Genomic DNA, 25326 nt, shown 5'->3' with positions numbered 1-25326 from the left:
GGAATGGATCAGGATCATCTCATCGAAGAACTCACGATGCTGCGTCGCGAAATGCAGCAGCTCAACAATCACCGTTTCATCAAAATTCACAATAGTTTGCCTCGGTTGGTGGCGTTTCAGCTGTACCGTGGGATTGCCTTCGGCCTGGGCGGTGTGCTGGGGGCGACCGTGTTTCTGTCGGTCACGGTCTGGACGCTGAGCCAGATCGATTTCATCCCGATCATCGGCGATTGGGCGACGGAGATCATCGAGATCATGCAGCCCAACATGAATATCGATGTGGAGGTCAACGAGACGCCGGAAACGCCCGGGGAATGACGGGTGATCCACGGGTGATCTACGTCGGATATACGTCCGACACGATCTTTCTTGCGCCGCGTGCCGCTCTAGGTCCTCTTCCATGACTTTGCCGGTCGAAGACGTCCAAACCTATCCCCGCCCGCCTGCATTGCAGGCGGTGCCGCAGCGCGTCCAGGTCCGACTGGGCGGGGAGGAGATCGTATCGACCACCCGCGCCTGGCGGGTGCTGGAGACCCATCACGCGCCGACCTATTATATCTCGCGCGCCGATATTCGCGCCACGATCACGCCCGCCCCGGGCAGCAGTTTTTGCGAATGGAAAGGCGCGGCGCGGTATTGGACGATCACGGCCGGCGAGGTCACGGCCCCGCGGTGCGCCTGGGATTATCCGACGCCGACCGACCGGTTCGCAGCGCTCAGGGATCATCTGGCGATCTATGCCCACGCGATGGACGAATGTCGCGTCGGCGGCAACGTGGTGGAGCCGCAGCCGGGCAATTTTTACGGCGGCTGGGTGACGGGAAACCTGCGCGGCACGGTCAAGGGCGCGCCGGGAACCGAAGGCTGGTAGGGGCCCGTCGGGGCTTCGGCAGGTGCTTGACTGGGGTGTCGGCTCGCAGCCCCGGCTCGGGCGATTGGCCTGCGATCGTGAGTGATCAGAAGGCCGCGACCATTCGTTCGACATGCGCCAAGCGCGTTGCCCGCTCGCCCTCGTTGATGATTTCGTCGCCGCACAGATTGTTGAGCAAACGGCGCACGGCAAGCATCATGTGGAGGGTCCAGACGGGCGACTCGAAAATCTCCGTGCCGTATCCACGGGCAAATGCGACCATGTCCGAGCGGGAGACGATCTGGTCGTCTCCGACCGCCTCGCGGGGGGCGGGAGCGGCATTTTCGATCCGGACGAGAATGTTCGCCACGTCGAAAGCGGCGGCCCGCCGGGACACATGTTCGAAATCGATGAACGTGACGCGCGCCGGGCTGACAAAAAGGTTATTGAGGCCGAGGTCTCCGTGGACTTTGACGGTGGAAATAGTCCTGCCCGAAATGCGATCGGCGTGGTCGATGACCGTCGTGGTGATATGGGCCGACATATCCCGAAAATGCTGACCAAGTTCGGGGTTTCCCAGGTACCGAACGATCTGCGGCGATTGGGATCGAAGGAACCGGGGGTCGAATTTCTGTGGGAGCGTCGGGGCGCTGTTGTGCAACTCGGCGAGCGCCCGCCCGATTCGCTCGATCGTCTGCATGCGGTTCCCGTCGCGAAAATCGGGCTTTTTCACGAGGCCGCGCAGCCGGAACCCGTCGGCGGCATACATCACGATCAGACCGTCACCGACCGCATGGGTCACGACGCCGGGCGCTCCGCAATGGTCATGCGCCCGCAGCGCGTGATGACCTTCGACGAGGCGTTCATACTCCTGCCCGCACGATCGGGCGACGTCGTGCCCGCGTCTCCATTTCGCGACAATCGGCAGGCCGCGTTTCGGAACGACGCGCCAGACCCGGATACTCTGCGCTGCGTCATCCCTTCGGTGGACAAGCTCGACCTGTGAGATCCCATTGGGATCGAGCACCGCTGCGGGCACTGGTTCGGGCATGGATTCGATCGTCGCGAGAAGATCGAGCCAGGATGGCGGATCGAGAAAATTCACACGAATACCAAGACTGATGAGAAGCGTCAGAGGTCGGCCCATGCCGTCTCAATGTAAACCTGCCCTGATGTCACAGTGCGGATTACCGCTTTTCGCAAGCTTCACGGTCCCGTCGCTCTGCCTTCGTCGCCGTGCTGTGGTGCGCCCTTTGGGCCTGGGCGCGTCATGGGCGGCCTATGGTCCGCGCGACAGGATCGCCCGAGCGACGACGCGATCAAAAGGACCGCGAGATTCCGACGGTCACATCGATGTCGCCATCCGACGTATACGCGACCCCGAGGCGGCCGCTGGCGACGGTGCCGAAATCGTATTGGACGGTCGGGCCGACGGAATAGTCGGTGTCGTCCTCACGCTCTGCGTAAAGGGCGATATCCACCGCCACACGGTCGAAGGGTTTGATCCCGACGACGAGGCCGAGCGACGTGCGCGTCTCGCCTTTGGAGGGGAAGGAGGCGGCTATGTCCAGGGTGGTCCATCCGTCGCCGAACCGGGTGGAGAACCCGTGTCCGACAGTCCCGCCGATCCCGAACCGGTCGACCGTATCGACCATGCCGTCGCCGTTTTCGTCGCTGTTGAAATCGCGGCCGAGGCTTAGTTCCACGGCTGCAAGCCAGGGGGCGAATACCCCCGCTGCGGCGGGGCCGCCGGGAAGGGGCACGGGGATGCGAACGAAGGAGCGGACGCGCCCGTCGACATCGCGGTCGGTGAAACCGGTGCGCGCCAGTTCCGACAGGCCGACGACGTGGCCCCCGGCGTCCAGCCCGAACGTCAGGCGGCGGGGCCCCCCGTATTCGACATACAGACCGGTCCATCCATCGCCGCCGCCACCGTGGCTGAGCAGGGCGTAGATCTGCCCCTTGTCGCGTACCCACGGACCGGCACCGGCGAGGGTAGGGAGGAGGCACAACAAGACGGCGGCAAGAAAACGCATGGCGATCTTGATGCGTCAGGATTGGTTAACCGATGGTTAATTCATGCGGCGCGTCGCCCTTACCGTTTTTTGCGCCGTTGGACGTTGCCGCCCCGCTGTCCGGGTCGGCCCGCGGTGCTTCGCCCTTCGGCCTTGCGTGCGTCCTCCACCGCCTGCTCCACGGCCGACTGCCGCGCGAGGGGGTCGTCGGACACCAGCATGTCGACCGTTTCCAGGCGCTTGACCTCGTCGCGCATCCTCGCCGCTTCCTCGAACTCGAGGTTTTCGGCGGCCTTGCGCATCTTGGTGCGCAGCGCGTCCAGATGAGCCTGAAGGTTGGCACCGGCCAGCGGCATGTCTACCTTGGCGGTGACGCGGTTCATGTCGACGTCGCCTTTGTAAAGACCGGCCAGAATGTCCTCGACGTTCTTCTTGACCGTCGCGGGCGTGATGCCGTGTTCCTCGTTATAGGCCATCTGCCGGGTGCGGCGGCGGTTGGTCTCCCCGATGGCGCGCTCCATCGATCCGGTGATCCGGTCGGCGTACATGATGACGCGGCCATCTTCGTTGCGCGCGGCCCGACCGATGGTCTGCACCAGCGACGTTTCGGACCGCAGGAACCCCTCCTTGTCGGCATCCAAGATCGCGACCAGGCCGCATTCTGGGATGTCGAGGCCTTCGCGCAGAAGGTTGATCCCGATCAGGACGTCGAAGGCACCCAGACGCAGGTCGCGCAGGATCTCGATCCGCTCGATCGTGTCGATGTCGGAGTGCATGTAACGGACCTTGATGCCCTGTTCGTGCAGGTATTCGGTCAGATCCTCGGCCATGCGCTTGGTCAGCGTGGTGCACAGCGTGCGCATGCCCTTGGCGTTGACCTTGCGGATCTCGTCCAACAGATCGTCGACCTGCGTGCCGACGGGGCGGATTTCGACCTCCGGGTCCAGAAGGCCGGTGGGGCGGATGACCTGCTCGGTGAACACACCGCCCGTCTGCTCCAACTCCCAAGACGCGGGGGTGGCGGAAACGAAGACGGATTGGGGTCGCATGGCGTCCCATTCCTCGAATTTGAGGGGGCGGTTGTCCATGCACGACGGCAGGCGGAAGCCGTGTTCGGCCAGTGTCATCTTGCGGCGGAAGTCGCCCTTGTACATGCCGCCGATCTGCGGGACCGAAACATGGGATTCATCGGCAAAGACGATGGCGTTGTCGGGGATATATTCGAACAGGGTGGGGGGCGGCTCGCCCGGGGCGCGGCCCGTCAGATAGCGGGAGTAGTTCTCGATCCCGTTGCAGACACCCGTCGCCTCCAGCATCTCGATGTCGAAGTTGGTGCGTTGCTCCAGCCGTTGATGCTCAAGAAGTTTACCTTCACCTTCGAGTTGTTTCAGGCGAACGTGCAATTCCTGTTTGATGTTCTTGATCGCACTTTGCATCGTGGGGCGGGGCGTGACGTAGTGGGAGTTCGCGTAGATGCGGATCTTTTCCATCTCGCGGGATTTGGCACCGGTCAGTGGGTCGAACTCGACGATGGACTCCAACTCCTCCCCGAAGAAGGACAACCGCCAGGCCGCGTCGTCGAGGTGGGCGGGCCAGATTTCCAGCGAGTCGCCGCGCACCCGGAACGATCCGCGCGCAAAGCCGGCGTCGTTACGCTTGTATTGCTGGGCCACCAGATCGGCCATGACCTTGCGCTGATCGTAGTCCGTGCCTGCAAAAAGGTCTTGCGTCATAGCACCGTAGGTTTCGACCGACCCGATGCCATAGATGCACGAGACGGAGGCGACGATGATGACATCGTCACGCTCCAACAGGGCGCGGGTGGCCGAGTGGCGCATCCGGTCGATCTGCTCGTTGATCTGGGATTCCTTCTCGATGAAGGTGTCGGACCGGGCGACGTAGGCTTCGGGCTGATAATAATCGTAGTAGCTGACGAAGTATTCGACCGCGTTGTCGGGGAAGAAGCCCTTGAATTCGCCGTAGAGCTGCGCGGCGAGAGTCTTGTTGGGGGCGAGGATGATGGCGGGGCGCTGCGTCTCCTCGATGATCTTGGCCATGGTGAAGGTCTTGCCGGTGCCGGTCGCGCCCAGAAGCACCTGATCCTGTTCGCCGTCGCGGATGCCCTGCGCCAGTTCCGTGATGGCCGTCGGCTGATCGCCCGCAGGCTCGAACGTGGTGTCCATGCGAAAGCGGATGCCGCCCTCCATCTTGGGACGGGCGGCGGGGGCGCGGTTCTGCATGGCGACGTCCGCCCCGTGCATCGGCAGGGTGGCGACATTGCTCTTGGGCTGATTCAGGTTGTTGTGCGCCATGGGTCTCACCGGGTTGGGATGCCCCTTATCTATTTCGCGCGGTGCCGGTCACAACCCCGCACGCCGCCTCTCCTGCCACGGGGGCCTTGCGGCACACTGGGACGAGGTTGTATTCACCCATACGATCCCTGCACTCGGAGAGCTTCATGCGCGCGCGTATCTACAAGCCGGCCAAGACGGCCATGTCCTCGGGCACGGCCAAGACCCGCGAATGGGTTCTGGAATACGTGTCGGAAACGGCGCGCGAAATCGATCCGCTGACCGGCTGGACGGGCGGGCGCGACACACAGGCGCAGGTTCGGTTGCAGTTCGAAACCCAAAAGGATGCCGAAGATTATGCGCGCGACAAGGGCGTCGAATACGTCGTTTTGCGCCCGCAGACCCGCAAGATGAACGTGCGGCCGGGTGGATACGGCGACAATTTCGCCACCAATCGCCGGGGCGTCTGGACGCATTAGCCGCGCAGCCAACCCGGCGCGAAGGTCACATCCGAGACATCCGCCAGCCGTGCGGTGCGGGCCAGCGCGCGCTCCAACCTGGCGATCCGTCCTTTGCCAAACCGAACGCCCGCCTCGGGCCACAGCGCCTTGACGTGCAATCGATCGGCGTCGCGCTCCGCCTTCATGTCGATGCGACCGACCAGACGGTCGCCTTCGAGGAGGGGGAAGACGTAGTAGCCATAGGTCCGTTTCGCCTCGGGGACGAAGATTTCGATCCGGTAGTGGAACCCGAACAGGCGTTCGGCCCGCTTGCGATCGCGCAAAGCGGGGTCAAAGGGGCTCAGGATGCGCAGGCGCGGTGCGATGTCGGGGACAGGTCGATCGAGGGTTGCGGGTCGGATCAACGACGTGCGCCACCGGCCGTCGGCCTGTTCGATTTCGGCTTCGATCAGGTCGCCGTCATGTATCGCGCGTGTGGCCCATTCCCTTGCCTCGGCGGGGGTGATGAGATCCCAGAACGCGGCGAGTTCGCCGGTCGTGGCAAAGCCCAGCCGGTCAATCGCGAAGGTGCAGGCCCAGTCGATCGTCTCCTCCTGCGTGCGATGCGCGTTCAGCTGTTCGGGCGGGATCACGTTTTCGGTCAGATCGTAGACCTTGCGGAATGCGTCGCGGCGCGTGACCGACAGATGGCCCGTGCGCCAAAGGTATTCCAGCGCCGCCTTCGACGGATGCCAGTCCCACCAGCCGCCTGACGACCGCGGCTCGTCCAGGCCCACATCGGCGGAGGAACAGGGGCCATCGTCCGCGATCCGGCGCTGCACCTCGTCCAGCTTGGACGCGAAATCGCGGCCCCATTTCGTCCATCGCTCGGCCAATCTCGCCTCATTGCGCCGGAACCGCAGGCGCCAATGCGGGAAATGTGCCATGTCGATCATGCTGGCATCGTGGGTCCAATGCTCGAACACGCCGCGATCCCGGTCGTGCAGCCGGTGCAGGGCGGCGGGTCGATAGGACGTGCGCCGTGCGTGCAGGATCATGTGGTGAGCGCGGACGACGGTATTGATCGAATCGAGTTGCACGAAACCGAGGGTGCCGATGATCCGGGACAGATCTGTGCCCGAAGGCGCGTCCGACAGGCCGTGCCGGTCCAGGAAGATCGCGCGGGCATGGCGGTTCGAAAGGCGGCGCAGGGCGTTCATGGCACGGACCTAACAGGTCGTGCCGCCCGGATCACGCCTGCAGGCGACCGGCGATTGCGACCCCCGCGGCCCAGCCCGATGACCACGCCCACTGAAAGTTATAGCCGCCCAGCCAGCCGGTCACATCGACCGCCTCGCCGATGGCATAGAGGCCGGGGACGCTGCGTGCCTCCATCGTCTTGGACGACAGGGCGGCGGTGTCGATGCCGCCCGCCGTCACTTCGGCCTTGGCGTAGCCTTCGGTCCCGGTGGGATGGAACGTCAGATGCTGCAGCTGCGCCGCCACGTCATCGAGCGTCGCGTCGGAGGCGTTGCCAAGTTCGGTCGGCAGGGCGATGCGGTCGGCCAGCACATCCGCCAGGCGTTTGGGCAGATGTTCGATCAGGGCCGCCTTCAGCCCCGAGCGGGGCATCCGCGAGCGGGCATCGCGCAATTTGGCCGCCGCATCGCGCAGCAGGTCGATCGTCACCGCCTGACCCGGCGACCAATAGGACGACACCTGCAGCACCGCCGGTCCCGACAGGCCGCGATGGGTGAAGAGCGATGCCTCCTCGAACGCGGTGGACCCGACGCGCGCGACCGACGGGACGGCCACGCCGGAGATCTCTCTGAAGGCGGCATCGCTATCGCCCAGGGTGAACGGAACCAAGGCGGGTCGGGGCGTCACGAGGGGCAGGCCGAATTGCCGGGCCAGGTCATAGGCGACGCCGGTCGCCCCCATCTTGGGGATCGACGGACCACCCGTGGCGATGACCAGCGCGTCCGCCGTGTCGCCAGCGACGTGGTAGGTGGCGTCGGCATGGCGCACCTCTCCGATCTGGGTGGACAGACGGATGTCAGCGCCGCCCTTGGCGCATTCGTCCAGCAGCATCGCCACGATTCGCCGCGCGCTGTCGTCGCAAAACAGCTGCCCCAGCGTTTTTTCGTGCCAGGCGATGCCGTGGGCCTGTACCATCCCAAGAAAATCCCACTGGGTGTAGCGTGACAGGGCGGATTTGGCGAAATGGGGATTTTCGGACAGGAAATTCCCCGCCTCTGTCCCCGTGTTGGTGAAATTGCAGCGCCCGCCGCCCGAAATCAGGATCTTCTTGCCGGCCTTGGGCGCATGGTCGAGCACCAGAACGCGTGCGCCCGCCTGCCCGGCGATGGCCGCGCACATCAGGCCCGCGCCGCCCGCGCCGAGGATGATCGCATCGTAGTGCATGGAGCGCGTCATATGGTCTGCCGCGCGGTGCTGCAACGCGGACGAGGTTTCCACGGTGTCGCAGCGCCCTAGGTGTCTGGTCATGATGAAAGCGATGACCCTGATCCTTGCCCTGACCACCCCGAGTTTTGCGGAGGACGCGATGACCCTGAACCCCGATTGGACGTTCCAGGCCGACACCGTCATGGGCGGCGTATCGAGCGGGCAGGTCACGCAGGAAGTGATCGCCGGGCGCGACGCGACGCGTCTGACGGGGGATGTCTCGCTCGAAAACAATGGCGGGTTCGTGCAGATGAACTTCGATGTCGAGGCGGATCTGAGCGACGCCCAGGGCGTCGAGTTCGACGTCTATGGAAACGGCGAGCAGTACGACCTGCGCGCGCGCACCGATGCCCTGACCCGGCCGTGGCAGAGTTTTCGTTATGGTTTCGACGCGCCGGCGCAATGGACCACCATCCGTGTGCCCTTTGACGCGCTGGAGCCGAACCGGACCGACGCGGCATTCGACAAATCCGGCCTGCGGCGTCTGGGCATCATCGCGGTCGGGCGCGAAATGCGGGCCGACGTCGCGGTTTCGGGCCTGCGCTTTTACGAATGAGCGACGGGACGAAGGCGCGCGCGATCCCCGTTCCGGCGGGCCGGATCAACCGGCTGGCCCGGATGGGCGGGCTGACGGCGGGCGTGGCGGGGCGCATGGCCCTGGGCGGCGCGCAGGCGCTGGGGCGTGGGGAGCGGCCCGATATGCGGGGTCTGCTGCTGACGCCGCGCAACATCACCCGCGTGACCGAACAGCTGGCCCAGATGCGGGGCGCTGCGATGAAGATCGGGCAGCTGGTGTCGATGGACACGGGCGATATTTTGCCGCCCGAACTGGCGCAGATCATGGCGCGGCTGCGCGACGACGCTCACACCATGCCGCCTGCACAGTTGAAGAAAGTGCTGGCTGAAAACTGGCCCAAGGGCTGGCTGGGACACTTCGAGACGTTCGATGTGCGTCCCATCGCCGCCGCCAGCATCGGGCAGGTGCACCGGGCACGCACCAAGGATGGCCGCGATTTGGCGGTGAAGGTGCAATACCCCGGCGTGGCCGACAGTATTGACAGCGACGTCGCCAACGTCGGCGCGTTGATCCGCATGTCTGGCCTGCTGCCCAAAGGGTTCGAACTGGCCCCCTATCTGGAGCAAGCGCGCCTGCAGTTGCACGAGGAGACGGATTACGCGCTGGAAGGGCGGCATCTGGCGCGGTTCGGCGCCCTGCTTGCCGACGATGCCGATTTCGTGGTGCCGGAGGTGCAGGCCGATTGGACGACCGACAGCATTCTGGCGATGTCCTTCGTGCACGGCACTCCGATCGAGGCTGCGGCGGATGCATCGCAGGACGTGCGCGACCGCATCGCGCGATGCCTGATCGCGCTGACCCTGCGAGAGGTGTTCGACTGGGGCGTGATGCAGAGCGATCCGAACTTCGCCAATTATCGCTGGCAGGCGGATACGGGCCGGATCGTGCTGCTGGATTTCGGTGCCACGCGGGACATCGCGCCGGACATCGCGGCCCGGTACCGGGATCTGCTGCGCGCCGGGATGGAAGGGGCCATGGACCGGGCCGAGATTGCAGCGCAGGACCTGGGCCTTTTGACGCCGGCGGTCGCCGCCGAACACCGCGCCCGGATCCTGCGAATGATGGCGATGGTGTTCGATGAATTGCGCGACCACGATCCCTTCGACTTCGCCGCCACCGACCTGCCGCGCCGGATGCAGCGCGAAGGTGAGGCCTTGGCGCGGTCGGGCTTCGTCCCGCCGCCGGTCCCGATCGACGTGTTGTATCTGCAGCGCAAGTTCGCGGGGATGTTCCTGCTGGCATCGAAGCTGCGCGCGCGGGTCGATGTGCGCGGACTGATCGCGGCACACCTGTGACTTGCGCCGCCGCCCCCCGCGCGGCATGAACGCCGCGGGGCCCATAGCTCAGCTGGATAGAGCAGCCGACTTCTAATCGGCAGGTCGAGGGTTCGAATCCTTCTGGGCCCGCGATCCCCCCTTCTTGGTCCGCCCGCAAGGTCGAGTCCAATCGCAGCGGCGACAGATTGCGACCGGCGTGCTACCGTTCGGTCGTAGGCTGCGTCAGGACGGTCGCACCCGTAGGTGTGGGGGCCTGTCGCCGTGGGGTTCCGTAGATCAATCCGACACCCCCTGAAGGGACACTTCATGTCATCCGACGAACTCCAACCGCGCAAGCCGTCTTTCGGCCTGGCCCTCGTGCCGGTGGTTCTGACGCTTCTTGTGCTGGGAATACAGCTTTTCTACTTCGGGGATTTCACGCCGCACATCCCGCTGGCCATCGGCCTGGCGATCACCGCGATCGTCGGCATCTATCTGGGTCACGACTGGGGCAATATGGAAGACGGGGTCTTCCGCGTCATCAACGTGTCGCTGCCGTCGGTGTCGGTGCTGATCGTCGTGGGCATGATCATCGGGGTCTGGATCGCATCGGGAACGGTTCCGACGTTGATCTATTATGGGCTCAAGGTGCTGTCGCCGCAGATCTTCCTGGCCGCCTCCATGATCATGTGTTCGGTTGTGTCGGTATCGCTGGGCACGTCATGGGGCACGGTGGGCACGGTGGGCCTGGCCCTGATGGGCATCGGTGCGGGTTTCGACGTTCCGATGTACTGGACGGCCGGTGCGGTGGTGTCGGGCGCGTTCTTCGGGGACAAGATCTCTCCGTTGTCGGACACGACCAACCTGGCCCCCGCCGTCACCGGCGTGAACCTGTTCGACCACATCCGCAACATGATGCCGACGACGGTGCCTGCGATGCTGATCGCGCTGGCGATCTATATCTGGGCCGGCTTCTCGCTGGTGGGCGGCGGAGAGGTCGCGTTCGAGCGGATCGACGCGATCACCGGCGCGCTGGACGACAATTTCGCGATCTCGCCATGGCTGCTTTTGCCCGCGGTGATCGTGATCGGGCTGGCGATCGCCAAGAAGCCGCCGATCCCGTCGCTGTTCGCGGGCGTCGTCGCGGGGGCGATCACGGCGATGATCGCGCAAGGCGCATCGCTGCATGACATCTTCGGCTACGCCAACGGCGGTTACAGCATCGAGACCGGAATATCCGAGATCGACAGCCTGCTGAACCGGGGCGGCATCCAGTCGATGATGTGGACGATTTCGCTGATCCTGATCGCGCTGGGCTTTGGCGGGGCGCTGGAACGAACGGGGTGTCTTCAGGCGATCATCGCCAAGATCCTGTCCAAGGTGCACAGCTTCGCGGGCGTGCAGACGGCGGCCATTGCCACGTCGACCGCGACGAACCTGGTGGCGGGGGATCCGTATCTGTCGATCGCGCTGCCGGGCCGGATGTACGCGCCGGTCTATCGCGGCATGGGATATTCCACCCTGAACCTCAGCCGCGCGATCGAGGAGGGCGGGACACTCATGTCCCCGCTGATCCCTTGGAACGCGGGCGGGGCCTTCGTCATTTCGGCGCTAGGGCTGGGGGTTGCGGGCGGCAATTTTGAAAACCTGCTGTATATCCCTCTGTCCTTCGCCTGCTGGCTGACGCCGGTGATCGGAATCATCTTCGCCTGGACGGGGCTTTTCTCGCCTAAGGCATCGCAGACGGACTACGCCGATTGGCAAAGCAACGATCGGTCCGTCGCCGACATGACCGCTTACGGCTACGAAGACCCGTTCAAGCTGGGCCGGATGAAGGCCCCGGCAGAATAGGCCGACCGACCCGACACCGAAAAAGGGGCGCACCGTGATGGTGCGCCCCTTATGCGTCTCTGAACTGCCAAGTGCCTTATCCGGCGGCGCGCGATGCGCGCTTGCGCTCGTGCGGGTCGAGGTGCCGCTTGCGCATGCGGATGGCGTTGGGCGTAACCTCCACCAACTCGTCGTTGTCGATATAGGCGATGGCCTGCTCCAGGCTCAGCGTGATCGGTGTCGTCAGGCGGACGGCTTCGTCGGTTCCGCTTGCGCGCACGTTGGTCAACTGCTTGCCCTTGAGCGGGTTGATCTCCAGATCGTTTTCGCGGCTGTGCTCGCCCAGGATCATGCCTTGGTACACTTGTTCCTGCACACCGATGAAGAAGCGCCCGCGATCCTCCAGCTTCCACATCGCATAGGCGACGGACACGCCCGATTCCATGGAGATCAGGACACCCGCACGACGACCCGGAATCGGCCCCTTGAAGGGGGCCCATTCGTGGAACACGCGGTTCATGACGCCGGTGCCGCGCGTATCGGTCAGGAATTCGCCGTGATAGCCGATCAGGCCACGCGACGGGACATGCGCGATGATGCGGGTCTTGCCCGCCCCGGCCTGCTTCATCTCCGCCAGCTCGCCCTTGCGGGCACCGGTGATCTTTTCGATGACGGCACCGGAATATTCGTCGTCGACGTCGATGGTGACTTCCTCGATCGGCTCGTGACGCTCCCCGTCGATGTCTTGGAACAGGACCTGTGGGCGCGAGATGCTCAACTCGAACCCTTCGCGGCGCATATTCTCGATCAGAACACCCATCTGGAGTTCACCGCGGCCGGCAACTTCGAAGGCTTCGCCGCCGGGGGTGTCGGTAACCTTGATGGCGACGTTGGTTTCCGCTTCCTTCATCAGACGTTCGCGAATGACGCGCGATTGCACTTTCTTGCCGTCACGACCTGCCAGCGGCGAGTCGTTGATGCCGAAGGTCACGGTGATGGTGGGCGGGTCGATGGGCTGCGCCGGGATCGCCTCGGTCACGGAGGTATCGCAGATCGTGTCGGCCACGGTGGCCTTGGCCATGCCCGCGATGGTGACGATGTCGCCGGCTTCGGCCAAGTCGATGGGCTGCTGGCCCAAGCCGCGGAAAGCCAGGATCTTGGTGGCACGGAAGCTTTCGATCTTGGTGCCGTCGCGCGACAGGGCGTTGACCGTCTGGCCGGCCTTCAATGTGCCCGACTCGACACGGCCCGTCAGGATGCGGCCGATGAACGGGTCGGCCCCCAGGGTGGTGGCCAGCATGCGGAAAGGTTTGTCGCGGTCGGCGACCTGCGCGGGCGTCTCGACATGTTCGATCACCAGATCGAACAGCGCGTCGAGGTTTTCGCGCGGGCCGTCCAGTTCGGTATCGGCCCAGCCATTGCGCCCCGACGCGTACAGAACGGGGAAATCCAACTGCTGATCATTGGCACCCAGGTTCGCGAAAAGGTCGAAACATTCGTCCAGCGCGCGGTCCGGCTCCGCGTCCGGCTTGTCGACCTTGTTGAGCACCACGATGGGCTTGAGACCCAGGGCCAGCGCCTTGGAGGTGACGAACTTGGTCTGCGGCATCGGGCCTTCTGCGGCATCCACAAGCAGGACTACACCGTCGACCATCGACAGGATCCGCTCCACCTCGCCGCCGAAATCGGCGTGGCCGGGGGTGTCGACGATGTTGATGCGCACGCCTTTCCATTCCACCGACGTCGCCTTGGCGAGGATCGTGATGCCCCGCTCCCGCTCCAGGTCGTTGGAGTCCATGGCGCGTTCGGTCGTCGCCTGATTCTCGCGGTAGGTGCCGGATTGCTTGAGAAGTTCGTCCACGAGCGTCGTCTTGCCGTGGTCGACGTGGGCGATGATCGCAATGTTGCGAAGGTCCATGGGGGCGTGCCTCGAAATGGGGGGTTGGGCGCGCGTTACCGTCAAACGGCGCGAAAGGCCAGCGCTTATGGTGCAGGGCTGCCATCCGCCCGCAGCATGGCCCCGGTCGCACGCCGCGCGTCACCCGGTCGCTTGTCGCGGTGGGGATGGCGTGGTTTGACTGGATCATGATCCGCTGCGCCTTTCTATGCCTTGTCGCTCTGCCGGCCGCGGCGATGGAGTTTCCGTCGCCCGTCACCGACGACGCGTACCGATCCACCGATCCGGCCAAGGTGGCCATGGGGCGGCTCCTGTTCTGGGACCCGATCCTGTCGGGCAATCGCAACATCAGTTGCGGCACCTGCCATCAGCCGCGGTTCGGCACCGGCGACGGATTGGCGCTTGGATTGGGCGAAGGCGGCGTGGGGCTTGGCCCCGACCGCACCGTTGACCCGACCAACCCGCCCGAGGACCGCATCCCCCGCAATGCGCCGGGCCTGTGGAACCTAGGCGCGCATGAATTCACCGTTTTGTTCCACGATGGCCGGATCGAGGAGACTGCGGCGGGCCTGCGCACGCCCATGGGGCCCGAAATGGTCGAAGGGTTCGACACGCTGCTGTCGGCGCAGACGATGTTCCCGGTGCTGTCGGCGGATGAAATGGCGGGGCATTTTTCCGAAAACGAGATCGCTCAAGCCGTGCGTCAGGGCTTCATCACGGGGCCGGACGGCGCGTGGGAAAAACTCTCCGCCCGGGTCCGGGCGATCCCCGAATACGTTACGCTCTGGCAGGAGGGTTTCCCGAACGACGAAACGCTCGATTTCACCGATATCTCCGACGCGATCGCGCAGTTCGTGGAACACGAATGGCGCAGCGATACCGCGCCCTTCGACGCCTGGCTGCGGGGGGATGGCGATCTGCCGGTGCGGGCGTTGGAGGGGATGGAGCTGTTCTACGGATCGCTCGACTGTGCGTCGTGCCATTCCGGCGCGTTCCAGACCGATCACGATTTTCACGTCACCGGCCAGCCGCAACTGGGTCCGGGCAAGGCCGCCGCCTTCGAGAGCCATGCCCGCGACGACGGGCGGTTTCGGGTCACCGGGGTCGAGGCGGATCGCTATGCCTTCCGCACGCCATCGCTGCGCAACGTCACTGACACCGGACCGTGGGGGCACGCCGGGGCCTATGCCAACCTGCGCGATTTTCTGCGTGCCCATGCCGCGCCGCGTGCGGCGTTGCGCGACTACCCCCGTGCCGTGGCCTTGCCGAAACTGATGGTCAACGACTGGACCATTTTGGACGATGTCGATCAGGTACAGGATATCGCCGCACGGATCACCGGGCCGGACCGCATCCTGACGGAAGCCGAGGTGACGGCGCTGATGGCGTTCCTGGAAACGCTGCGCGACCCAAAGGCGTTGCAGGGGCGGTCGGGAACACCGCGCGTCGTGCCGTCGGGACTGCCGGTGGATCACGGGGACTGAGGGTTTGCGAAACGGCGACGGGGGCGCGCACGCTTAATCCGGCACCCGCGCCAATGTGATGGGACCGACCCCGACGGGCCGCCAATCGCCCTGCGTCCCGTCGGGCCAAAGAACGCGCACCTCGGCCGACGTCGCGCCTCCGATGCCGAAGTGCAGCGGCAGGATCGATCCGCCCGCGTGGCCACCGCCGATCGTCAGTTCCTGAACTTGCAGGCCCGCCGATGTGCGCAGCTCCACCCAGGCCCCCACGGCGGCACGATTGCCGCCCGGCTGCTCCAGCGTGATCGATACGGCGTTGTCAGCGGCCGACACATTGCGCCAGACTTCCAGGGGTGCGCGGCGGTTCACGACGGCCAGATCCAGCCGGCCGTCCGCGTCCAGATCAGCAACGACCGCGCCGCGGCCGCGGTGCAGCGACGCCACGCCTGCCGTTTGGGACACTTCGCGGAAAATGCCGCCTTGGTTAAGCAACAGGTTGTTCGGGTCCGCCATCGCCATCCCCGGCATCTGATCGACGTTGCCCTTGGCGATGAACAGATCCGCGTCGCCATCGTTGTCCACATCCGCGAAGGCCGCGTGCCACCCCGTCGACGGCCGCCCGTCTTCGCCCACATGGGGGCGTTGCGCGAAACTGCCGATGGAAAACGGGGCCATCTGATGCCCCGTCAGGGTCGACAGCATGGTCAGCTGGTCGCCCATCGACGTGAGAACAAGGTCGGGCCGCGCATCGCCGGTGATGTCGCGGCTGGCGATGCCCATGCCCCAGATCGACGGTGCGTCGAAGCCATCGTCGGCGGTCAGAAAGCGGTCGAGGGCGAGCGAATACATCTGCTCCGCCCCGCCGCTGACGTAGTAATGCCGGTCGTTGGACAGCCGCAGGGTGGCGACCCCGTCGCGATTCTCATCCGAAAACAGGACCGACAGCGCGCAGAAGCCGGGATCGAGGATCGTTTCGGCGTATCCGTCGCCGTCGGGCCGCAGCAGAAGGTTGGTATCGCAGGTCCCGAAGGGGCCGCCCGGCGCGTCGCGGTCGACGTAGTTACCGAAGGCCAGGGTCGGGCGGATCGCCCCCTCTTCCCATGTGGCGGAAAAGGCCGTGGTCCAGGCATCGCCGCCGTCCGGGATACCGAAGTCGTGGATTACGAATCCGCAGGTGCCGTCGCCTTTCAACGTGACGTTCGGACCGGCGCGCAGAACGATCAGGTCGTCGACGGCATCGCCGTCGAGATCCAGGGCATAAACGCCGGTCGCCCTGGTGATCGCGGGGAAGGGCGCGACCGCGAAAGCCATGTCGCCCAGGTTGTGCAGCAGGGTGACGGGCCGTTCGCCGCCCGCCGCGACCAGCTCCGGCAGGGCATCGCCGTCGCAGTCGACCGCCGCGATGCCGCCGCCGACGAAATGTTCCCACCCGCCAGCATAGACATGATCCGGCACCGGAACGGGGACGAAGGCGGGGTCGGCCATGGCGGGCGTCGCCAGTAACAGCAGCATCCCCCTCATGCCAGAAGGCGCGGTGTCAGATCCGCCATCGCAAGGGCGGCGGCCCCGCGTGCCCAGACCAGATCGTCCCAGGCATTCACCTCGATCGGGGGGGGCGTGTTCAATGTCAGGTTGGGAACCTGGGCCAGCATCTCCTCGGCGTAGAGGAAATCGTAGCGCATCCGGCTGCCCGACAGGATGATGCGGCGCGGATCGAACAGGTTCGATACATTCGCCAGACCGACCGCCAGATACCGCGCCGCCCGTTCGAAAATGGCGCGCGCCGCCTCGTTCCCGCCCTTGGCCTGTTCATAAAGAGCCTGAAGAACTTCGCCGCGCGGCGGCAATGTGCCGTCCAGCGCGATCGGTGCCTCCCGCACCAAGGCGAAATCGGCCACGTAGGCCTCAAGGCAGCCGCGCTGGCCGCAGCGACACAGCGCCCCGTCCAATTGCACCTTGGTATGGCCCAGCTCCATCCCGTAGCCGTGCCCGCCGCGATAGGGCGCGTGATCCACCACCAGCCCCAGGCCGACGCCGTATTCGATGGTGACGACGGCGAAATCCGACAGGCTGCGCCCCCTGCCGAACCACAGCTCCGCCATGGTCAGAAGGTTGGCATCGTTGTCGACCGACGCGGGCAGGCCGATGCGGTCGGTGACCGCGGCGGCGAGATCCAGATCGCGGTCGCTGACGATGGGGGACCAGCGCAGATGGCCGGATGCGTGGTCGATCATCCCCGGCATGCCAAGGCCCAACCCCATGATCGGCGGCGCGTCCGAACCGGCGGCGTCCGCCAATTGGGCAAGAAGGGTCTCGACCTCGTCCAGAAGGCCCGCGACGTCGCGCACGCCGCCGCCGCGCAGCATCGTGGCCGAGGCGACGGGCTGTCCCGCCAGATCGACCAGGATTGCGGAATGTTCATGATCCGACAGCTTCAGCCCGGCGACAAGACCGCGCCGGGGGTTCACCGCCAAGGTGACGGGCGGGCGCCCGCGTCCATGATGCTGCGAATCGTCGGCCACTTCGTAGAGCAGGTCCTGCGCCAGCAGATCGGACACCAGCGGCGTGACCGAGCCGGGCGAAACCTCCAGCTCCTTGGCCAGGACGGCGCGGCTGATGTGACCAGCGGAGCGGACCTGTTCATAGATTTGCTGGCGCAGCGGCAGGGTGCCCGACTGCCGCGCCCCGCGCAGCGGACCGCAGCCCGGCGCGTCGTCGCCGCCCAATTGCGTCGCCGGTCTGAGCGGGACGTCAAACCCCATTAATTCGATTCGGCAACTAAAAATCCTCCGACCGCATGAAAACGCGGCATCCGGCGCTGTTGCTAGCCGTTTTTCCAAGATCGATTGAACGATTCTTCCGGCCTGAGGTCAAATTAATTTTGACAATCGAATAAAAACTTGTTTCGATGCCGTATCCGATCCGGGCCACCCGCAGAGGTGCGACCCGTTTTGCGATCAACGGGAGGATACCATGAAGAACCTTATGACGGCGGCCGTTGCCGCCTCGATGACCTTTGCAGGCACGATGGCCCATGCGGACGCCCATGCGCCCACCGTCGGCGTCAGCTGGTCCAACTTTCAGGAAGAGCGCTGGAAGACCGACGAAGCCGCCATCGTCGCGGCCCTCGAAGCCGCCGGCGCGACCTATGTGTCCGCCGATGCGCAATCGTCTGCATCCAAGCAGCTTTCGGACGTCGAGAGTCTGATCGCGCAGGGTGTCGATGCCCTGATCATTCTGGCCCAGGACAGTCAGGCCATCGGCCCGGCCGTCACGGCCGCGCAGAACGAGGGTATTCCGGTCGTCGGTTACGACCGTCTGATCGAAGACCCCTATGCGTTCTACCTGACGTTCGACAACGTCGAGGTCGGCCGCATGCAGGCCCGCGCCGTTCTGGCCGAACAGCCCACCGGCAACTACGTCATGATCAAGGGCTCCGGCACCGACCCGAACGCCGACTTCCTGCGCGGCGGTCAGCAGGAGATCCTGCAGGAGGCCATCGACGCCGGTGATATCACCATCGTCGGCGAAGCCTATACCGACGGCTGGCTGCCCGCGAACGCCCAGCGCAACATGGAGCAGATCCTGACGGCCAACGATAACGGCGTCGATGCCGTGGTCGCGTCGAACGACGGCACCGCCGGTGGCGTGGTCGCAGCCCTTACGGCGCAAGGCATGGATGGCATCCCGGTGTCCGGTCAGGACGGCGATCACGCCGCGCTGAACCGTGTCGCCATGGGGACGCAGACCGTGTCCGTCTGGAAGGACGCCCGCGCCTTGGGCAAGGCCGCAGCCGAGATCGCCGTCGCCCTGTCCGGTGGCACCGAGCCGCAGGAAATCGAAGGCGCGATCGAGTGGACCTCCCCGGCGGGGACCGAGATGAACGCCATGTTCCTCGCCCCCGTGCCGATCACCCAGGACAACCTGTCGGTCGTGACCGACGCCGGTTGGATCGAAGTCGACGCCCTGTGCCAGGGTGTGGACGGCGGCCCCGCGCCCTGCAGCTGATCGTGTGATCCCCGGCCTGTCCCGTTCGCGGGGCGGGCCGACCCCCTTTCTTTCCTCCGCGTCGATGCCCCTTTCGCATCGCCCGACCTTTCCGTCCCGGAGTTCCCATGACCGATACAGCAACCGCCCCCGCCTCGCCCCGCACGGGCTGGAAGGCGCTGGACCTCGACACCCGCCTTCTGGGCATGATCGGGGCCTTCATCGTGATCGCGGTGGCCTTCGACATCGCGTCGGGTGGACGGTTCATCACGCCGCGCAACCTGTTCAATCTGACGATCCAGACGGCCTCCGTCGCCATCATGGCGACCGGGATGGTCTTCATCATCGTCACCCGCCACATCGACCTGAGCGTCGGGTCCGTCCTGGCCACATGTTCGGCTGTGATGGCGATGACGCAGACCGCCATCATGCCGGATATGCTGGGCTTCGGGTTGGGTCATCCGCTGACCCCTTGGGTCGCGATCGCCTTCGGCATCGTGGCGGGCGCGGTGATCGGGGGCTTCCACGGCTATCTCGTCGGTTATCTCGCCATTCCGGCCTTCATCGTGACGCTGGGCGGACTTCTGGTGTGGCGCAACGTGGCTTGGTACCTGACCAACGGTCAGACCATCGGCCCGCTCGACCCGACGTTCCAGAAATTCGGCGGCATCAATGGCACGCTGGGCGTGACCGGCAGCTGGATCCTGGGTCTGGCCGCGGCGGCCGTCGCGATCTGGGCGCTGTGGGGCGCGCGGCGCAGCAAGATCGCCCATGATTTCCCGGTCAAGCCGGTGTGGGCAGAAGTTGCCGTCATGGCCATCGTCACCGGCGGCATCCTTGGCTTCGTCGCCCTTCTGAACGCCTATCAGGTGCCCAGCCGCGTGTTGCAGCGCCGATTCGACGCGCAGGGCCTGACCATGCCCGAGGGATACACCGAAGGCTACGGCGTGCCGATTTCCATCGTCCTGCTGATCGCCGTCGCCATCGTGATGACCGTGATCGCGGGGCGCACGCGGTTTGGCCGCTATATCTTCGCCACCGGCGGCAACCCCGACGCCGCCGAACTGTCGGGCATCGATACCAAGATGCTGACGGTCAAGATCTTCGCGCTGATGGGTGTGCTCTGCGCGATATCCGCTGTCGTGGCCTCGGCCCGGTTGACGAACCACTCCAACGACATCGGCATCCTGGACGAGTTGCGCGTTATCGCGGCGGCCGTGATCGGGGGGACCGCGCTCAAGGGCGGGATCGGCACGATCCACGGGGCCATCATCGGCGCGCTGATCATGCAGTCGCTGCAATCGGGCATGGCAATGGTCGGCGTCGACGCACCGCTGCAGAACATCGTCGTCGGATCGGTCCTCGTCTTGGCCGTCTGGATCGACATCATCTATCGCAAGCGCACGGGGGCACGGGACTGATGGCTACGCCACTTGTCGAACTCGAAAACATTTCGATCGCCTTCGGGGGCGTGCGCGCCGTCGATGACGTCAGCCTGAACCTGCATGCCGGCGAAGTCGTCGGCCTGCTGGGTCACAACGGGGCCGGAAAATCGACGCTGATCAAGATCCTGTCGGGGGCGTACGCCCGCGATTCCGGCACGATCCGCATCGACGGGCAGGAGGCGGAGATCCGCAGCCCCGCCGACGCCCGGCGCTACAACATCGAGACGATCTATCAGACGCTGGCGCTGGCCGATAACTTGGACGCCCCCGCGAACCTGTTCCTGGGGCGCGAGTTGACGAACCGCTTTGGCCTGGTGGACGACGCGCGGATGGAGGCGGAGACGCGCAGGATCATGGCGCGCCTGAACCCCAACTTCAAAAAGATCAACGAGCCGGTATCAGCCCTGTCGGGCGGCCAGCGCCAATCCGTCGCCATTGCCCGTGCCGTGTATTTCAACGCCCGCATCCTCATCATGGACGAGCCGACGGCGGCGCTGGGCGTGCATGAGACCAAGATGGTCGCCGATCTGATTCAGGAGTTGAAGGCGCAGGGCTTGGGTATTTTCCTCATCAGTCACGACACGCGGGAGATGATGGACCTCTGCGACCGGGTGTCGGTGATGAAGAATGGCAAGATGGTCGGCACCGAACGGGTGGAGGATGTGACCGAGGACGACATCCTGTCGATGATTATTCTCGGCAAGAACCCAAAAGCAGCCGCCTGATGTTCATCGGCCTCGACCTTGGCACGTCGTCGCTCAAGGCGATCCTGATCGACGCGCACGACCGGGTTCTGGCTGAACATTCCGTACCCCTGTCGGTTCAGCGACCCCGCGATGGCTGGTCCGAGCAATCGCCGGAAAGCTGGTGCAATGCCGCGCGCGACGCGCTGACGGCCCTGGCCGCAAAACACGATTGCAGCGGCCTGCACGGCATCGGTCTGGCCGGGCACATGCACGGGGCCACGATGGTCGGGGCGGACGATCGCGCGCTGCGCCCCTGCCTGTTGTGGAACGACACGCGTGCGCACGCGCAAGCCGCAGAATTGGACGCGGACCCGCGGTTTCGCAGCGGAACCGGCAATATCGTGTTCCCCGGCTTTACGGCGCCCAAGGTCGAATGGGTGCGCCGGACCGAACCGGACGTCTTCGCGCGCACCAAAAAGATATTGCTGCCCAAGGATTACCTGCGCCTGTTCCTGACCGGTGATTGCGTGTCGGAGATGTCGGATGCCGCAGGGACGGCTTGGCTGGATACGGGCGCGCGCGACTGGTCCGACGATCTTCTGGCCGCGTGCCACCTGACCCGCGATCACATGCCCCGCCTGGTCGATGGCTCGCAAATCAGCGGTACCCTGCGCGCCGATCTTGCGGCGCAGGTGGGTCTGCCGCGCGTTCCCGTCGCGGGCGGGGCGGGCGACAACGCCGCCGCCGCCATCGGCGCGGGCTGCGTGTCCGATGGCGCGGCGTTCCTGTCGCTGGGAACCTCCGGCGTATTGTTTGCCGCGACGGACGCATATCGCCCCGACCCGGACACCGCCGTCCACGCCTTTTGCCACGCGGTGCCCGACACGTGGCATCAGATGGGTGTGATCTTGGCGGCCACCGATGCGCTCAATTGGCTGTCGACGCTGACGGGGCAGTCTGCCGCGCATCTGACCACCGATCTGGAGCCGCTGCGCGCGCCCGGCAAGCCGCTGTTCCTGCCCTATCTGGGGGGAGAGCGGACGCCGCACAACGATGCCGCCATCCGGGGTCAGTTCCTCGGCCTCGAACACGCCACTGATGCCCGGGCCGCCGCGCGCGCCGTGATGGAGGGGGTCGCCTATGCTTTCGCCGATTGCCGCGATGCCCTTGCCGCGACGGGCACGAATGTTCCGCGGGCGCTGGCGATGGGGGGCGGCGCGCGGTCGGATTATTGGCTGCGGATTCTGACCACGACGCTGGACATTCCACTGGACCTGCCCGCGCAGGGCGAGTTCGGGGCCGCGCTGGGGGCAGCGCGACTGGGCCGGATGGCCGCCACGGGCGAGGGCGCGGAGATTGCGACGCCCCCGGTCGTCGACCGCACCTATGACCCTAACACTCATCTGACTGACGCTTTCGCCGCCGGTCACGCGCGCTACCGCCGCGCCTATCAACTGCTCAAGGATTTCTGAGATGACCGATTTCTTCGCCGGTATCGACAAGGTGCGATTCGACGCGAACGCCACCGACGACCTGTCCTATCGCCACTACGACGCGGAGGAGGTCATCATGGGCAAGCGGATGGAAGATCACCTGCGGTTCGCCGTCGCTTGGTGGCACAGCTTCGCCTGGCCCGGCGGCGACCCCTTCGGCGGCCAGACGTTCGAGCGGCCTTGGTTCGGGGAGACGATGGAGCTTGCCAAGCTCAAGGCCGACGTCGCTTTCGAGATGTTCGAGATCCTGGGCCAGCCGTACTACTGCTTCCACGACGCCGACATTCGGCCAGAGGGTGCCGACTTCGCCGAGAATACCGCGCGGTTGGAGGAGATCACCGACTATATCGGCGATAAGATGAAGGCGGGCGGGCCCAAGCTGCTTTGGGGGACGGCCAATCTGTTTTCCCACCGTCGCTACATGTCGGGTGCCGCAACCAACCCCGACCCGGATGTCTTTGCCTTTGCGGCCGCGACGGTGAAGACCTGCATCGACGCGACGCACAAGCTGGGCGGTGAAAACTACGTTTTGTGGGGCGGGCGCGAAGGCTATGAGACGCTTCTGAACACCGATCTGAAGCGCGAGCGTGAACAGGCGGGGCGCTTCCTGTGCATGGTTGTCGAGTATGCCAAGAAGATCGGCTTCGACGGTGCCATCTTGATCGAGCCGAAACCGCAGGAACCGACCAAGCACCAATACGATTACGACGTCGCCACGGTTTATGGCTTCCTCAAGGATTTCGGGCTGGAAGGGGAGGTGAAGATGAACCTCGAACAGGGCCACGCGATTCTGGCAGGTCACAGCTTCGAGCACGAGCTGGCCATGGCGCGGTCCCTGGGGATCTTCGGGTCCATCGACATGAACCGCAACGACTACCAATCGGGTTGGGATACGGACCAGTTTCCCGACAACGTGCCGGAAGTTGCACGCGCCTATTACGAGGTGTTGATGGCGGGTGGCTTCACCACGGGCGGCACCAATTTCGATGCCAAGCTGCGCCGTCAGTCGCTGGACCCGGTCGATCTGATTGCGGCGCATGTCGGCGCGATGGACGTCTGCGCGCGGGGTCTGAAGGCTGCGGCCGCGATGATCGAAGGCGGAGAGTTGGAGGCGGCGCGCAATGCCCGCTATGCCGGGTGGGATGCGCAGGGCGATCTGTTGACGTCCGATCTGGGGTCGATCGCGGCGCGGGTGCAGGCGCAGGGGATCAATCCCGACCCCGTGTCAGGCCGGCAGGAGCGGTTGGAAAACATCCTCAACCGCTACGTCTGAGGCGCGCCCTTTGGATCGGGCTTGCGGCGCAGGAACGCCAGCCCGCCCAGCCCCGCCAGCAGCAGAAAACCGGGCGCCGGAAGCGGCACGGCGGCGATGACCGACCCGTTGACGCGGACGGTCGCGCTGAACAGGCGGAAGGTGTCGCTGCGCCCGAAGCCCGGTTCCGAAAACGTGAAGTCGAGGCGAAGGTTCGCCAGCGCGGCATCGAAGGCATCGCTGCCGGCCGTCAGGGTGACGGTCTGCGGGGACAGGCGGTCTTCCAAAAGGGCGATCGTGCTCAGCCCGAAGCCGGACCCGGCCCCCGAAATTTCCACGAACCAGTTTTCCGAATTGCGCGGGTTCGGCCCGGCGCGGTCGAACACCAGATCGAGGTCGATACTGTCGACCGTCACATCCGTGCCGACCACGCCGATGCCGGACAGGTCGATGGAATCGGCGAAATCCGTGACGCCGTTGGTGGAGTCGCGGATCACGACGCGATCGCCCTGCAATCGCCCGTAGGTCTGGGGCGCAACCCGTCCGCCGTTGCGGCCGTAGTCGTGCACATAGGTGCCGATCACCGCCGCATCCACCGGAGATGATAGACCCAGCAGGCAGACGAGGAGGAGGCCCAGTTTGGTCGTGAGCGCCTTGATCATGCCCGTGCCCCCGAAGGGTGCCACGGATCAGGCAACGACATCGGCTGTCTTGCGTCGCCGCAGCATGGCAAGACCTCCGAGGGCCGCAAGCAGCAGGAACCCCGGTGCCGGCAGGGGCACGACGGCGGCGGTGCCGTTCACGCTCAGCGATGCGCCGGCCAGGCGGAAGCTGTTGCCGGGGAGAAGGCCGTCCTGCTCGAACGAGAAGTCGAAGCCGAGATTTGCAAGGGCATCGTCGAAGAACGAACTTCCCGGAGCGGTGGTCGCGTCGATCGTCCCGGCCAGAGGGGCAGTTGCATCCACGAGCGTGCCGAACAGATCGTCGGATGTGCCGGTGGGATCGCTGCCCTCCAGCGTAACGGTCCATTCTTCGAGGGTGAAGATGGTGAAAGACGTCGGTCCGGCACCCGAGAAGGTGAACGACAGATCGAACGATTCGATGATTGCGCCGCTCAGATCCCCGAAGGAGAAGCTGTCGCGGAACGTCGAGCCGTCGTCCGAGATAAGCACGCCATTGGCATTCTGATCCCGACCCTGCCCACTGCGGTTGCCCGTGTCGGAATAGTCGAAATCATAGGTTCCGATGACCGCCGCGCCAGCTTCGCCTGCGGGCAGGATGAACGCGGCCATGACGGCCAGGGGAACGAGAATCTGTTTCATGACGACCGGAATGACCGCGGAATCCGTCCGAATTTGGGCAAATTCGCGATTGTTGC

Annotated in this window: 22 protein-coding genes and 1 tRNA gene; 13 read left to right on the top strand and 10 right to left on the bottom strand. The window is 65.2% G+C overall.

Annotated features, from left to right (window positions below):
• Positions 1 to 3: 3 nt before the first annotated feature.
• Entirely contained in the window at positions 4 to 318 is a 315-nt protein-coding gene (locus tag JDO7802_RS05335) for a DUF5665 domain-containing protein (protein WP_055083407.1), read from the top strand.
• Positions 319 to 400: 82 nt separating this feature from the next.
• On the top strand, positions 401 to 871 hold the full coding sequence (locus tag JDO7802_RS05330; protein ID WP_055083405.1) for a DUF427 domain-containing protein: 471 nt from the start codon (positions 401 to 403) through the stop codon (positions 869 to 871).
• Positions 872 to 956: 85 nt separating this feature from the next.
• Here the strand turns inward: JDO7802_RS05330 and JDO7802_RS18995 are convergent, their stop codons facing one another.
• The 3 genes from JDO7802_RS18995 to uvrB all read right to left on the bottom strand — a co-directional run bounded on the left by JDO7802_RS18995 (position 957) and on the right by uvrB (position 5177).
• Positions 957 to 1901, bottom strand: a complete 945-nt coding sequence (locus JDO7802_RS18995) for an aminoglycoside phosphotransferase family protein (RefSeq protein ID WP_222836395.1) — start codon at positions 1899 to 1901, stop codon at positions 957 to 959.
• A 268-nt stretch (positions 1902 to 2169) separates the two neighbouring features.
• A complete protein-coding gene (locus tag JDO7802_RS05320) occupies positions 2170 to 2886 on the bottom strand; it encodes a hypothetical protein (RefSeq protein WP_055083401.1) in 717 nt (238 codons plus the stop codon).
• A gap of 59 nt (positions 2887 to 2945) precedes the next feature.
• Positions 2946 to 5177, bottom strand: a complete 2232-nt coding sequence (gene uvrB / locus JDO7802_RS05315) for an excinuclease ABC subunit UvrB (protein ID WP_438501625.1) — start codon at positions 5175 to 5177, stop codon at positions 2946 to 2948.
• Between the two features lie 146 nt (positions 5178 to 5323).
• Between uvrB and JDO7802_RS05310 the strand changes: the two genes are divergently transcribed.
• Positions 5324 to 5635 carry an ETC complex I subunit gene (locus tag JDO7802_RS05310; protein ID WP_055083400.1) on the top strand — a complete coding sequence of 104 codons (312 nt, stop codon included), beginning with the start codon at positions 5324 to 5326 and terminating at the stop codon, positions 5633 to 5635.
• On the opposite strand, the gene JDO7802_RS05305 is transcribed toward JDO7802_RS05310, so the two are convergent.
• The gene (locus tag JDO7802_RS05305) at positions 5632 to 6816 is read right to left on the bottom strand and encodes a winged helix-turn-helix domain-containing protein (RefSeq protein ID WP_055083398.1); all 1185 of its coding nucleotides are present in this window, start codon (positions 6814 to 6816) and stop codon (positions 5632 to 5634) included. The two genes, JDO7802_RS05310 and JDO7802_RS05305, sit on opposite strands and share 4 nt — an antisense overlap.
• Before the next feature lie 31 nt (positions 6817 to 6847).
• Entirely contained in the window at positions 6848 to 8020 is a 1173-nt protein-coding gene (locus tag JDO7802_RS05300; RefSeq protein WP_144430571.1) for a BaiN/RdsA family NAD(P)/FAD-dependent oxidoreductase, read from the bottom strand.
• 82 nt (positions 8021 to 8102) lie between these two features.
• Between JDO7802_RS05300 and JDO7802_RS05295 the strand changes: the two genes are divergently transcribed.
• The 4 genes from JDO7802_RS05295 (at position 8103) to nhaC (ending at position 11746) form a co-directional block, all read left to right on the top strand.
• Positions 8103 to 8618: a CIA30 family protein gene (locus JDO7802_RS05295; RefSeq protein WP_245624117.1), complete on the top strand. Its 516-nt coding sequence runs from the start codon at positions 8103 to 8105 to the stop codon at positions 8616 to 8618.
• Positions 8615 to 9934 (top strand): ABC1 kinase family protein, encoded by a 1320-nt coding sequence (locus tag JDO7802_RS05290; protein WP_055083396.1) that lies wholly within the window; start codon positions 8615 to 8617, stop codon positions 9932 to 9934. Before JDO7802_RS05295 ends, JDO7802_RS05290 begins: the two co-directional genes overlap by 4 nt.
• A gap of 37 nt (positions 9935 to 9971) precedes the next feature.
• A tRNA-Arg gene (locus JDO7802_RS05285) sits at positions 9972 to 10045 on the top strand.
• Positions 10046 to 10222: 177 nt separating this feature from the next.
• Entirely contained in the window at positions 10223 to 11746 is a 1524-nt protein-coding gene (nhaC, locus tag JDO7802_RS05280; protein ID WP_055083393.1) for a Na+/H+ antiporter NhaC, read from the top strand.
• Between the two features lie 76 nt (positions 11747 to 11822).
• Here the strand turns inward: nhaC and typA are convergent, their stop codons facing one another.
• Positions 11823 to 13643, bottom strand: a complete 1821-nt coding sequence (gene typA / locus JDO7802_RS05275) for a translational GTPase TypA (RefSeq protein WP_055083391.1) — start codon at positions 13641 to 13643, stop codon at positions 11823 to 11825.
• A gap of 167 nt (positions 13644 to 13810) precedes the next feature.
• Between typA and JDO7802_RS05270 the strand changes: the two genes are divergently transcribed.
• On the top strand, positions 13811 to 15106 hold the full coding sequence (locus JDO7802_RS05270; protein ID WP_055084722.1) for a cytochrome-c peroxidase: 1296 nt from the start codon (positions 13811 to 13813) through the stop codon (positions 15104 to 15106).
• A gap of 33 nt (positions 15107 to 15139) precedes the next feature.
• On the opposite strand, the gene JDO7802_RS05265 is transcribed toward JDO7802_RS05270, so the two are convergent.
• Together JDO7802_RS05265 and JDO7802_RS05260 are read right to left on the bottom strand one after the other, a co-directional pair.
• Positions 15140 to 16597: a CRTAC1 family protein gene (locus JDO7802_RS05265; RefSeq protein ID WP_245624116.1), complete on the bottom strand. Its 1458-nt coding sequence runs from the start codon at positions 16595 to 16597 to the stop codon at positions 15140 to 15142.
• Between the two features lie 5 nt (positions 16598 to 16602).
• Positions 16603 to 17847, bottom strand: a complete 1245-nt coding sequence (locus JDO7802_RS05260; RefSeq protein WP_055083388.1) for an ROK family protein — start codon at positions 17845 to 17847, stop codon at positions 16603 to 16605.
• A gap of 247 nt (positions 17848 to 18094) precedes the next feature.
• Between JDO7802_RS05260 and xylF the strand changes: the two genes are divergently transcribed.
• The 5 genes from xylF (at position 18095) to xylA (ending at position 23969) form a co-directional block, all read left to right on the top strand.
• Positions 18095 to 19093 carry a D-xylose ABC transporter substrate-binding protein gene (gene xylF, locus JDO7802_RS05255; RefSeq protein ID WP_245624151.1) on the top strand — a complete coding sequence of 333 codons (999 nt, stop codon included), beginning with the start codon at positions 18095 to 18097 and terminating at the stop codon, positions 19091 to 19093.
• Positions 19094 to 19200: 107 nt separating this feature from the next.
• Entirely contained in the window at positions 19201 to 20493 is a 1293-nt protein-coding gene (locus JDO7802_RS05250; protein WP_055083384.1) for a sugar ABC transporter permease, read from the top strand.
• A complete protein-coding gene (locus tag JDO7802_RS05245) occupies positions 20493 to 21242 on the top strand; it encodes an ATP-binding cassette domain-containing protein (RefSeq protein ID WP_055083382.1) in 750 nt (249 codons plus the stop codon). Before JDO7802_RS05250 ends, JDO7802_RS05245 begins: the two co-directional genes overlap by 1 nt.
• A complete protein-coding gene (gene xylB, locus JDO7802_RS05240; RefSeq protein ID WP_144430534.1) occupies positions 21242 to 22675 on the top strand; it encodes a xylulokinase in 1434 nt (477 codons plus the stop codon). The genes JDO7802_RS05245 and xylB overlap by 1 nt, the downstream gene beginning before the upstream one ends.
• 1 nt (position 22676) lies before the next feature.
• Positions 22677 to 23969: a xylose isomerase gene (gene xylA, locus JDO7802_RS05235; protein ID WP_055083377.1), complete on the top strand. Its 1293-nt coding sequence runs from the start codon at positions 22677 to 22679 to the stop codon at positions 23967 to 23969.
• Here the strand turns inward: xylA and JDO7802_RS05230 are convergent.
• Both JDO7802_RS05230 and JDO7802_RS05225 read right to left on the bottom strand, forming a co-directional pair.
• The gene (locus JDO7802_RS05230; protein ID WP_055083375.1) at positions 23960 to 24610 is read right to left on the bottom strand and encodes a VPLPA-CTERM sorting domain-containing protein; all 651 of its coding nucleotides are present in this window, start codon (positions 24608 to 24610) and stop codon (positions 23960 to 23962) included. The two genes, xylA and JDO7802_RS05230, sit on opposite strands and share 10 nt — an antisense overlap.
• A gap of 27 nt (positions 24611 to 24637) precedes the next feature.
• Positions 24638 to 25270, bottom strand: coding sequence for a VPLPA-CTERM sorting domain-containing protein (locus JDO7802_RS05225; RefSeq protein ID WP_055083373.1), 633 nt, complete (start codon positions 25268 to 25270; stop codon positions 24638 to 24640).
• Positions 25271 to 25326 lie beyond the last annotated feature (56 nt).

The sequence above is a fragment of the Jannaschia donghaensis genome (assembly GCF_001403795.1).
Taxonomy (GTDB): domain Bacteria; phylum Pseudomonadota; class Alphaproteobacteria; order Rhodobacterales; family Rhodobacteraceae; genus Jannaschia; species Jannaschia donghaensis.
Note: the sequence above shows the minus strand (reverse complement) of the source record. Positions and strands in the feature narration are given on the sequence as shown.